This window comes from Sphingomonas sp. CFBP 13733 (genome assembly GCF_014841795.1).
GTDB classification, from domain to species: Bacteria; Pseudomonadota; Alphaproteobacteria; order Sphingomonadales; family Sphingomonadaceae; genus Sphingomonas; species Sphingomonas aerolata.
Genome location: NZ_JACYUP010000003.1, coordinates 14392 through 25337, shown reverse-complemented (window position 1 = coordinate 25337; position 10946 = coordinate 14392). Strand labels below are relative to the sequence as shown.

Here is a 10946-nt window from a genome sequence, read left to right as displayed (position 1 = left end):
ACCTCACGGGTGAACTATCCCTGCGCTCGGGGATTGTTTCGGACATGACATCGAATTCCCGCGTGCGCCCGGCCAAGGAAGCAACCAACCCGGCTCTCATTCGCATGCGGATCGTCGCGACCGGGCTGCTGGTGCTTATGGCGGTCGTGTTCCTGATCAGCCGCGCGCTGGTCGACCGGCACCCTGCGATCGGCTTCGTCCGGGCCTTTGCCGAGGCGGCGATGGTCGGCGGACTCGCGGACTGGTTTGCAGTCACCGCGCTGTTCCGCCATCCGCTCGGGTTGCCGATCCCGCACACCGCGATCATCCCGCGGAACAAGGACCGGATCGGTGACACCCTCGCGATATTCCTGCGCGACAACTTCCTGCTACCCTCGGTCATCTCGCGCCGGATGCGGCGGCTCGACGTCGCGGGCGCGATCGCACACTGGCTGACCGATCCGCCCGAAGGGGCAGGGGGACGGTTCCGGTCGGGCGCGTCGAAGCTGGTCGCGCAGATTCTCGAAGGCCTCGACCCCGCGCGGCTCGGCGGCATGGTGAAGGCCGGCATCCGCGCAAGGCTGCGCCAGACCGAGATATCGCCGATCCTCGGCCAGCTGCTCAAGGCCGCGATCGCCGAACGTCGTCACGCCCCGCTGCTCGAGGCGGCGATCCGCTGGGCATCGGTCACGCTCGCCGCGAACGACCATCTCGTCCGCGCGATGGTGCATGAGAAGTCGGGTTCGATCCTGCGCTGGACGGGGCTCGACACCACGGTCGCGGACAAGCTGATCAACGGGTTCGACCGCCTGCTCGCGGAGATGGCAGAGGATCCCCAGCACCCGTTGCGGCTAAAAGCGGAGGAAGCGCTCGAGCGGCTGGCCTGGGACCTGCAATATGACCGCCGCATGCGCGAGCGGGTCGAGGCGATGAAGAACGACCTGCTCGATAACCCCGCGATGCAGCGCTGGCTCGACGGTCTGTGGGAGCAGGCGCGCGGCGCGCTGCTGGCGATCGCGCGCGATCCCGAGCGGGCGATGGCGGGCAAGCTAGGCGACGTGCTGCGCCAGCTCGGCGAGACGCTGCTCCACGATCCGCGGCTGTCGCATACGATCAACCGGTTCGTCCGCCGCGCGGTCGTCGGCATCGCGGCGGATTATGGCGACGGGATCGTCCGGCTCGTGTCGGAGACCGTACGCGGCTGGGATGCGGAGACGATCACCAGCCGGCTGGAGAATGCGGTGGGTCGCGACCTGCAATATATCCGCGTCAATGGCACGATCGTGGGCGGCCTCGTCGGCCTGGTGATCCACACCGTCGACCGGATCCTCTAGTCGCCCCGGTTATCGCTCCCAGTCGGGCATCGGCCAGCCCTTTGCCTTTGCCAGCAGGCGGAGCGGACCATGCGCGTTGACCGCGAACGGCTCGTCGGCCCAGGCAAAGGTCGGCGCATCGGAGACATGGTCCGAATAGAAGCGGACATGCGCATCGTGCCGCGCGATCCCCTCACGCGCCATCCAGCGCTCGATCATCGCGAGCTTGGCGGGGCCGTAGCAATTCTCGCCGTCGATGCCGGCGAGCAGATGGCCGTTCGCGTCGCGCAGGCTCTCGGTACCGATCACCGCATCGAAGCCGAGCCGTTCGGCGATCGACTCGACGTAGAAGCGGTAGGAAGCGGTCGCCATCACCAGCCTGTATCCCGCTGCGCGATCCGCCTCGATCTGACGGAGCGCGGCGGCGAAGACACCGTTGCGCATCACGCGGTCGGCGAACGCCTCGGCGGCACGACGCTCCTGCGCCGGGGTCAGCGTCTTGCCGAGCATCATCCGCTGCATGATGTGCTTCAGGCGGCCCCGGCTCATCAGTTTGGCGAGATATCCCGCCGCCGCGAGCGCCGCGACCGGCACCAGCGCGAGTCGCCACGGCGCGCCGCCGGTCCGCGTGGTGTGGATCAGGAACGGCGTCCAGGTCGGCGCGTGGGTGATCGTCTTGTCCATGTCGTAGATGGCGAGAAGCTGGGTCATTGGGCCGGCTTACACAGCATTCGTCTTGCCGATCCAGTCCGTTTGCCGCAAAGGTGCCGCCGATGAGCGCGATGGCCGATTTTCAGCAGGACGGTGCCGACACGGGTACGCTTCGCTTCACCGGCGATCTGTCGCTCGCCAACATCGGAAATCTTCCCGATCGGCTCGAGGCTGTTGATGCCGCGTCGATCAAGCGGGTCGACCTGAGCCAGGTCGACCGGATCGACACGATCGGCGCCTGGATCGTCCACCGCTTCGCCGCACGCAACGACGCGACGATCGACGGGCTCGATGCCGACGGCCAGAATTTGTTCGACCAGGTCGTCGCCTCCGACCAGCCGCTGGCGGCACGCGGCAAGCCGGTCGGTTCGGTAAAGCGCGTGCTGGGCGAGATCGGCGACGCAGTCGTCCTGACCGGCCGGACGATGCTCGGCCTGCTCGCCTTTCTGGGCGCGACGACGATCGCCTTTGGCAGCGTCATTCGCCACCCCAAGCGCTTCCGCTTCAACGCGGTCGTCCAGCGCTTCGAGGTCGTCGGCATCGCCGCGCTCGGCATCGTCGGGCTGATGAGCTTCCTGATCGGCGTCGTCATCGCGCAGCAGGGTGCGGTCCAGCTCCGCCAGTTCGGCGCAGAGGTGTTCACGATCAATCTGGTTGGGCGGCTGACACTGCGCGAACTCGGCGTGCTGATGACCGCGATCATGGTCGCGGGCCGGTCGGGCTCCGCCTTTGCGGCGCAGCTCGGCACGATGAAGCTGACCGAAGAGATCGACGCGATGCGGACGATCGGGGTGTCGCCGATGGAGGCGCTGGTCCTGCCGCGCGTGCTGGCGGCGATCGTGATGATGCCGTTGCTCGCCTTCTATGCGTCGCTGATCGCGATCATCGGCGGTGGGCTGCTGTGCTGGATCCAGCTCGGCATCCCGCCCGTCACCTTCATCGCCCGGATCCGCGAGGTCGTGCCGATCACCGATCTGTACATCGCGCTGATCAAGGCCCCGGTGTTCGGGGCGATCATCGCGGTCGCGGGTTGTTTCCAGGGCATGCAGGTCGAGGCCGACGCCGAACAGGTCGGGCTGCGCACGACCTCGGCGGTGGTGCAGGGCATCTTCCTCGTCATCGTGCTCGACGCGTTCTTCGCGGTATTCTTCACCTGGATCGGCTGGGACTGATGGCCCGCAAGACTGACGACAGCATTATCTCCGTAAAGGGGCTGAGGAACGAGTTCGGCGATTCGGTCGTGCATGACGGTCTCGACCTCGACGTCCGGCGTGGCGAGATCCTCGGCGTGGTCGGCGGGTCGGGGACCGGCAAGTCGGTGCTGATGCGCTCGATCATCGGGCTGCAGACGCCCGCCGAGGGCGCGATCACGGTGTTCGGGGAATCGAATATCGGCCGCGAGGAGACCGAGGCGACCGAGATCCGCAAGCGCTGGGGCGTGTTGTTCCAGGGTGGCGCGCTGTTCTCGACGCTGACGGTCGCCGAAAATGTCGAAGTGCCGCTGCGCGAATTCTATCCCGACCTGCCGCCCGCGCTGCTCGCCGAGATCGCCGCGTATAAGGTCGTGATGACCGGCCTGCCCGCGGATGCCGCGAACAAGTTTCCCGCCGAACTGTCGGGGGGCATGAAGAAGCGCGCCGGGCTCGCGCGCGCGCTCGCGCTCGACCCCGAGCTGCTGTTCCTCGACGAGCCGACCGCCGGGCTTGACCCGATCGGCGCGGCGGCGTTCGATTCGCTGACTCAGTCGTTGCAGAAGACGCTGGGCCTGACCGTCTTCCTGATCACGCACGACCTCGATACGCTCTACGCGATCTGCGACCGGGTCGCGGTGCTCGCCGACAAGAAGGTGATCGCGGTCGGCACGATCGACGAACTGCTCGCGCTCGACCATCCGTGGATCGAGGAATATTTCAAGGGACCGCGCGGCCGCGCCGCGGTGGCGACCAAGGAGGCGCATCGCAGCGCCGACGCGGTTGCCGATGCCCACCCGACCGAAGTCCAGTCCAAGCAGTCCGCGCCGGACGACGCCGACGCGACATATGCCGAGAAAGAAGCAAGGACGCTCTGATGGAAACCCGTTCGAACCATGTCCTTGTCGGCGCCGTCGTGCTGATCCTGCTGGCGATGCTCGCGCTGTTCACCGTGTGGATCGCGCGGCTCGGTGGCACGGAAGAGAAGGAATATGACATCTTCTTCCGCCAGTCGGTCGATGGTCTGGCGCGCGGCTCCGCTGTGACCTTTTCGGGCGTGCCATCGGGGCAGGTGAAGTCGATCTCGCTGTGGAAGAACGACCCGCAGTTCGTGCGCGTCCGCATCAGCGTGAACGAGGAGACGCCGGTGCTCCAGGGCACGACCGCGTCCATCTCGGGCGTCGGGTTCACCGGCGTCAGCCAGGTATCGCTCGATGGCGCGCGCAAGGGTGCGCCCGCGGTCGGCTGCCCGGATTCGAACGGCCAGCCATGCCCGTACGGCGTGCCGGTCATCCCGACCAAGCAGGGTGGCCTTGGCGCGATCCTCAATTCGGCGCCGCAGTTGCTCGAGCGTCTGTCGACGCTGACCGAGCGGCTGACCGGACTGCTGACCGATCGTAACCAGGCGTCGATCGCCGGGATCCTCGAGAACACCAATCGCCTGACCGATGCGCTGGCCGATCGCGGGCCGGAAATCGCCGCGACGCTGGCGCAGACGCGGGTCGCGATCCAGCAGGCGGGCGATGCCGCGCAGCAGTTCGGCGTGCTCGCGCAGACCACCAACGGGGTGCTCTCCGAAGACGTGAAACCGGCGATGGCCAATCTGAACAAGGCGATCCAGTCGGCACAGACCAGCGCCGAAACGCTGAACGCGGCGATCGGCGACGCGCGGCCCGGGCTGCAGGCCTTCTCGAAGACCACAATTCCCGAAGCCAACCGCCTCGTCCACGATCTGCGCACCACCGCCGCGGCGCTGTCCTCGGTCGCCGAACGTGTCGACCAGCAGGGGGCAGGCTCGCTCGTCGGGCAGCAGAAGCTTCCGGACTATAAGGGTAAGTGATGACCGCCATGAAGACACCGCTGTTCATCCTCCTCGCGGCGCTGCCGCTCAGCGCCTGCATCAGCTTTGGTGCCGCACCGCCGCCGACCCTGCTGACGCTGACGGCGCAGTCCGCGGTCGCGGTCGGGCAGAACCAGAATTCGGCGACGTCGAAGTCGATCACACTGCAGGTGCCGACCGTGCCGCAAGCGCTGGCGACCGCGCGCGTGCCGGTGCAGGCGACCGCAACGTCGATCGCCTATGTGAAGGACGCGCAATGGGCCGAGCCGCCCGCGCGACTGTTCGCGCGACTGATGTCCGACACGGTCGCGGCGCGCACCGGGATGGTCGTGCTGTCGACGGTCCAGGCCGTCGGTGATCCGAGTGCAATGCTGGGCGGGGAACTGCGCAATTTCGGCCTCGACGCGACGACGCGCGAGGCGGTCGTGACGTTCGATGCCTCGCTGACGCGGGCAGGGATGCAGTCGGTCGAGAAGCGTCGCTTCGAGGCGCGCGTCCCGGTCGCGGCGATCGATGCGCCGTCCGCGGCGGCGGGGATCAACACCGCGGCCAATAGCGTCGCACAGCAGGTCGCGGACTGGGTCGGTCGCCCGCGCTGAGCCAGGGTCAGCCCGCGGGCTGACCCGCCTGTGCGAGCATCGCCTCAGCTTCGGCGAGGTGAAGTCGTTCGACCATTTGACCGTCTAGCCGGATCGCGCCCTTGTCCGCAGTGGCGCCGTCCGCGAACGCCGCGACCACCGTCTGCGCCCATTCGAGCTGGTCGGGGGTGGGGCCGAACGCGGTGTTCGCCGCCGCGATCTGCGCCGGATGGATCAGCGTCTTGCCGTCATAGCCGAGACCAGCGCCCTGTTCGGCTTCGGCGGCGAGGCGCGCCGGATCGTCGAGCGCGTTGCAGACGCCGTCCAGCGCCACCAGCCCGGCCGCGCGCGCGGCCGTCACGATCGCCATCAGCGCGGGGATGAGTGGCATTCGATCGACGCCCGGGCGGCAGCGCAGCTCCTTGGCGAGGTCGTTGGTGCCGGCAATCAGCGCGGTGAGCCGCGATCCCGCGGCCGCACGAGCGATCGCCGGGAGTTCGAGCACGCCGCCACAGGTCTCGATCATTGCCCAGATCGGTGGCCCGTCGGTACCCAGTGCGGCGCGGACGTCGGCAAGATCGACGGCGCCGGAGATCTTGGGCACGAGCACCGCATCGACGCCGATACCGCGTAGCGCGGCGATGTCGTCGGCACCCCATGGGGTATCGAGCGCGTTGATCCGCACCACCAGTTCGCGCGTGCCGAAACCCCCCGTGCCGACCTCGGCTACGACACGGTCGCGCGCCGCCGCCTTCTCGTCGGGCGCCACCGCATCCTCGAGGTCGAGGATCACGACGTCGCAGGCCAGACTGCGGGCCTTGGCGATGGCGCGGGGGTTGGAGGCGGGCATGTAGAGCGCGCTGCGGCGACGGCGAAGGATCATGACGCCCAGCCTAGAAGACTATGGCCGGGGTTTGAACCCCGGCCTGCCTGCCGCGGGCGACGCGATCAGGTGACGACGTCGGGTGCGCTGCGGCCGGTGTGCTGCGCGATCCCCGCGATCGACTCGGCCGCCGCGACGATGCTCGCCAGCATGTCGCCGGTTTCGCGGTCGAGATTACCGCCGACGGGCTCATAGCGTTCGAGATAGACGCGAAGCGTCGCGCCGGTGGTGCCGGTGCCCGAGAGACGGAACACGACGCGGCTGCCGCCCGCGAACAGGATGCGGACGCCTTGGTTGCGGCTGATCGAGCCGTCGGTCGGGTCGGTATAGGCGAACTCGTCCGCGGTCTCGACGGTGAGATCACCGAACTGCTTGCCGGGCAGGGTGGCGAGGCTGGCGCGCAACGCGGCCATCAGCGCGTCGGCGCGCGGGGTCTCGATGCCCTCGTAATCGTGGCGGGCGTAATAGTTGCGGCCGTACTTCGCCCAGTGATCGCGCGCGATCGCGTCGACGCTCTCGCCGCGGACGGCAAGGATGTTGAGCCACAGGAGCACGGCCCACAAGCCGTCCTTCTCGCGGACATGATCGGAGCCGGTCCCGGCGCTTTCCTCACCGCAGATCGTCGCCATGCCGGCATCGAGCAGGTTGCCGAAGAACTTCCAGCCGGTCGGCGTCTCGTACGCGGGGATGCCGAGCGCCTCGGCGACACGGTCGGCGGCCGCGCTGGTCGGCATCGAGCGGGCGATGCCCTTGAGGCCACCCGCATAACCGGGGGCGAGGTGCGCGTTTGCCGCCAGCATCGCGAGGCTGTCCGACGGGGTTACGAAGCGGTGGCGGCCGATGATCAGGTTGCGGTCGCCATCGCCGTCCGATGCCGCACCGAAATCGGGGGCGTCGGGCGCCATCATCGTCTCGTACAGCTCATGCGCGTGGACGAGGTTGGGGTCGGGGTGATGCCCACCGAAATCGGGCAGTGGGGTGCCATTGCGCACCGTGCCCGCGGCAAAGCCCAGGCGGCGTTCGAGGATCTCGGTCGCATAGGGCCCGGTGACCGCGCTCATCGCGTCGAACGCCATCGTCAGCTTGGCAGCGCGGATCGCGTCGAAGTCGAACAGCGTCTCCATCAGCGCGGCATAGTCCTCGACCGGATCGACCACCTCGACGGGCATGTCGCCGACCATGACCTCACCGTCCTGGTCGAGATCGATGTCGGCCGCGTCGACGGTCAGCCAGCGGTCGATCTCGAGCGTGCGCGCGTTGATCGCGTCGGTGATCGATTCGGGCGCGGGACCGCCATTGGCGATGTTGTACTTGATCCCGAAATCCTCGTCGGGACCACCGGGATTGTGGCTGGCGGACAGGACCAGCCCGCCGATCGCGCCACGTTTGCGGATCATGTGGCTGGCGGCGGGCGTCGACAGGATGCCGCCACGCCCGACGATCACGCGACCAAAGCCGTTCGCGGCCGCCATGCGGATCGCGACCTGGATCACCTCGCGGTTGAGGAAGCGGCCGTCGCCACCAATCACCAACGTCGCGCCGGCCTTGTCCTCGACCACGTCGAACACCGACTGGACGAAGTTTTCGGCATAATTGGCCTGCTGGAAGACCTTCACCTTCTTGCGCAGACCGGATGTGCCCGGCTTCTGGTCGGTATAGGGCGTGCTTGTAACGGTACGGATCATGTCGGCTCCACGAGGCTCGAATACAGGGTCGCATAACGCCGGCCACTCTCGTCCCACGAGAAGTCCGCGCGCATCGCATTGCGCTGCAACATGGCCCAGCGATCGGGGCGTGCATAGAGCGCGATCGTTCGGCGCAACGCATGGCTGAGCGCTTCGGGCGTGATGCCGTCATGCTGGATACCGGTAGCGACGCCTGCGGCGACCGCCGCCTCGTTCGCGTCGATCACCGTGTCGGCCAGGCCGCCGGTGCGCGCGACGACGGGGATGCAACCATAAGCCAGCCCGTAGAGTTGCGTCAGGCCGCAGGGTTCGAACCGCGACGGGATCAGGATCGCATCGGCACCCGCCTGGAGCAGATGCGAGACCGGCTCGTCATAGCCGATGCGGACGCCGACCCGGCCCGGATGCCGCTCGGCAGCGGCGACAAAGGCGTGTTCGAGCGCGCTATCGCCCGACCCGAGCAGTGCGAGCCGGCCGCCGAGCGCCACCAGCTCGTCGATCGCCGCGACGAGGACGTCCATGCCCTTTTGCCAAGTGAGCCGGCTGATGACGGTGAAGATCGGGCCGTCGCCGGTGTCGAGGCCGTACAGCGTCTCGACCGCACGCTTGTTGATGCGGCGGCGGGTGAGCGTGCGCGCGGTGTAGCGCGACGGCAGCGCGGCATCGGTGGCGGGGTTCCAGACCGCGGGATCGATGCCGTTGACGATCCCCGTCAGTCGATCGGCACGGACGTTGATCAGCCCTTCGAGGCCCATGCCGAATTCGCCGCGACGGATCTCGGCGGCATAGGTCGGACTGACCGTGGTGATCGCATCGGCAGCCTCGAGCCCGGCCTTCAGGAAGCCCACGCCGCCATAATATTCGATCCCGTCGAGCGCGAACGCCGCGTCGGGCAGCGCGAGGTCGGCGAAGATCTCTGCGCCATAGCGGCCCTGGAAGGCGATATTGTGGATGGTGACGATCGTCTTCGCCGGCGCGCCCGGACCGGGGGCGTAGCGCAGATAGGCCGGCGCCATCGCCGCCTGCCAGTCATGCGCATGGAGGATGTCGAACTGCTGGCCGTCGACGACGCCCGAGGCGAGGTCGGCGGCGGCCCGGCTGAACGCGGCAAAGCGCAGCCAGTTGTCGACCCAGTCGGCGCCGGTCGTGTCGCCATACGGACCGCCGCCGCGCGCGAACAGGCCGGGCGCGTCAAGGATCAGCAGCGGATGGTCGCCGATGTTCGCCATGAGGATCCGCGCCTCGACGCCGAGCAGGTCGGTGTAGCGGTGGACGACCTTTGCCGTCCGCATGACCGCGGTGAGCGCGGGATAGCCGGGAAGGAAGGTCGTCATCGCGACGCCGTGACGCGCAAGCGCCGCGGGCAGCGCGCCGACGACATCCGCAAGGCCACCGGTCTTGATCAACGGATAGGCTTCTGACGCTACCGAGAGAACACGCATCAGCCGGGCCCCTGTCCTGATCGAGAAAGCGTCGTATACACCCTCACGCGATCAGCCGGTCGATCATGGATTTGGTTACGAGCACCACGCCGCTGTCAGTGCGGCGGAAACGCTGCGCGTCGAGTTCGGCATCTTCCCCGACGACGAGCCCGTCGGGGATGACGACGCCGCGATCAACCACAACCTTCGACAGGCGCGCGCCGCGGCCGATCTCGCAATGCGGCAGGATCACCGCCTGATCGAGCATCGAATAGCTGTGCGCACGCGTGCCCGTGAAGATCAGGCTACGGTGGATCGACGATCCCGAGATGATGCAGTCGCCCGAAACGAGGCTCGACACCGCCTCGCCGCGGCGTCCATCATCGGCATGGACGAACTTGGCCGGCGGGGTGACCTCCGAATAGGTCCAGAGCGGCCAGCTGCGGTCGTAGAGGTCGAGCTTGGGCACCACGTCGGTGAGGTCGATATTGGCCTCCCAATAGGCGTCGACCGTGCCGACGTCGCGCCAATAGGCCTCGACCTCGCTGCCCGAGCGGACGCAGCTGTCGGAGAAGCGATGTGCGACCGCCTTGCCGTGCTTGACGAGGTAGGGGATGATGTCCTTGCCGAAATCGCGTGCGGATCCCGGCGTCTCGGCATCGCGGCGCAATTCGTCGAACAGCAGCTTGGTATGGAAGACGTAGATCCCCATCGACGCCAGCGCGATGTCCGGATTGCCCGGGATCGCGGGCGGATCGGCTGGCTTCTCGACGAACGCGGTGACATTGTCATGCTCGTCGACCGCCATCACGCCGAAGCCGACCGCCTCCATCCGCGGCACTTCGAGGCAGGCGATCGTGACGTCCGCACCGGTCTCGCAATGCTGTTGCAGGATCAGCTCGTAATCCATCTTGTAGATGTGATCGCCGGCCAGGATGACCATGTATTCGGGGGCGTGGCTCTCGATGATGTCGATATTCTGGTAGACCGCGTCGGCGGTGCCCTCATACCATTGAAACTCGCTGATCCGCTGCGAGGCGGGCAGGATGTCGAAGCTCTCGTTGCGTTCGGAGCGCAGGAAGTTCCAGCCGCTCTGAAGATGGCGGATCAGCGAATGCGCCTTGTACTGGGTCGCGACGCCGATCCGGCGGATGCCCGAGTTGATCGCATTCGACAGAGCGAAATCGATGATCCGCGCCTTGCCGCCGAAATATACCGCGGGTTTTGCGCGGGTATCGGTCAGCTCCATCAACCGACTGCCGCGACCACCGGCCAGCACATACGCCATTGCGTCGCGCGCCAGTGGCTGTCCCCGCCGTTCAACCATGTCCGTCTCTCCCTAATCG

Annotated in this window: 10 protein-coding genes; 5 read left to right on the top strand and 5 right to left on the bottom strand. The window is 67.5% G+C overall.

The features are described from left to right. The first annotated feature begins 44 nt into the window (after positions 1-44). Positions 45-1313, top strand: a complete 1269-nt coding sequence (locus tag IFT71_RS08580; protein ID WP_192140318.1) for a DUF445 domain-containing protein — start codon at positions 45-47, stop codon at positions 1311-1313. 9 nt (positions 1314-1322) lie between these two features. Here the strand turns inward: IFT71_RS08580 and IFT71_RS08575 are convergent, their stop codons facing one another. Further along, the gene (locus IFT71_RS08575) at positions 1323-2003 is read right to left on the bottom strand and encodes an HAD family hydrolase (protein ID WP_192140316.1); all 681 of its coding nucleotides are present in this window, start codon (positions 2001-2003) and stop codon (positions 1323-1325) included. A gap of 62 nt (positions 2004-2065) precedes the next feature. Here IFT71_RS08575 and IFT71_RS08570 point away from each other — a divergent pair, with 62 nt between their 5' ends. From IFT71_RS08570 to IFT71_RS08555, 4 genes are read left to right on the top strand one after another with little or no spacing between them, the layout of a single operon-like run. Further along, entirely contained in the window at positions 2066-3175 is a 1110-nt protein-coding gene (locus tag IFT71_RS08570; protein WP_031396263.1) for an ABC transporter permease, read from the top strand. Next, positions 3175-4071: an ABC transporter ATP-binding protein gene (locus IFT71_RS08565; RefSeq protein ID WP_031396264.1), complete on the top strand. Its 897-nt coding sequence runs from the start codon at positions 3175-3177 to the stop codon at positions 4069-4071. Before IFT71_RS08570 ends, IFT71_RS08565 begins: the two co-directional genes overlap by 1 nt. Next, entirely contained in the window at positions 4071-5033 is a 963-nt protein-coding gene (locus IFT71_RS08560; RefSeq protein WP_031396265.1) for an MlaD family protein, read from the top strand. Before IFT71_RS08565 ends, IFT71_RS08560 begins: the two co-directional genes overlap by 1 nt. An 8-nt stretch (positions 5034-5041) precedes the next feature. Further along, positions 5042-5632 carry an ABC-type transport auxiliary lipoprotein family protein gene (locus IFT71_RS08555; RefSeq protein ID WP_446740760.1) on the top strand — a complete coding sequence of 197 codons (591 nt, stop codon included), beginning with the start codon at positions 5042-5044 and terminating at the stop codon, positions 5630-5632. A 7-nt stretch (positions 5633-5639) separates the two neighbouring features. Here the strand turns inward: IFT71_RS08555 and IFT71_RS08550 are convergent, their stop codons facing one another. The 4 genes from IFT71_RS08550 to glgC form a co-directional block, all read right to left on the bottom strand. Beyond that, a complete protein-coding gene (locus tag IFT71_RS08550) occupies positions 5640-6494 on the bottom strand; it encodes an HpcH/HpaI aldolase/citrate lyase family protein (RefSeq protein ID WP_192140312.1) in 855 nt (284 codons plus the stop codon). A 65-nt stretch (positions 6495-6559) separates the two neighbouring features. After that, positions 6560-8179: an alpha-D-glucose phosphate-specific phosphoglucomutase gene (locus IFT71_RS08545; RefSeq protein WP_192140310.1), complete on the bottom strand. Its 1620-nt coding sequence runs from the start codon at positions 8177-8179 to the stop codon at positions 6560-6562. Beyond that, the gene (gene glgA, locus IFT71_RS08540; protein WP_192140308.1) at positions 8176-9621 is read right to left on the bottom strand and encodes a glycogen synthase GlgA; all 1446 of its coding nucleotides are present in this window, start codon (positions 9619-9621) and stop codon (positions 8176-8178) included. The genes IFT71_RS08545 and glgA overlap by 4 nt, the downstream gene beginning before the upstream one ends. A gap of 43 nt (positions 9622-9664) precedes the next feature. Continuing rightward, on the bottom strand, positions 9665-10927 hold the full coding sequence (gene glgC / locus IFT71_RS08535; protein WP_031396272.1) for a glucose-1-phosphate adenylyltransferase: 1263 nt from the start codon (positions 10925-10927) through the stop codon (positions 9665-9667). Positions 10928-10946 lie beyond the last annotated feature (19 nt).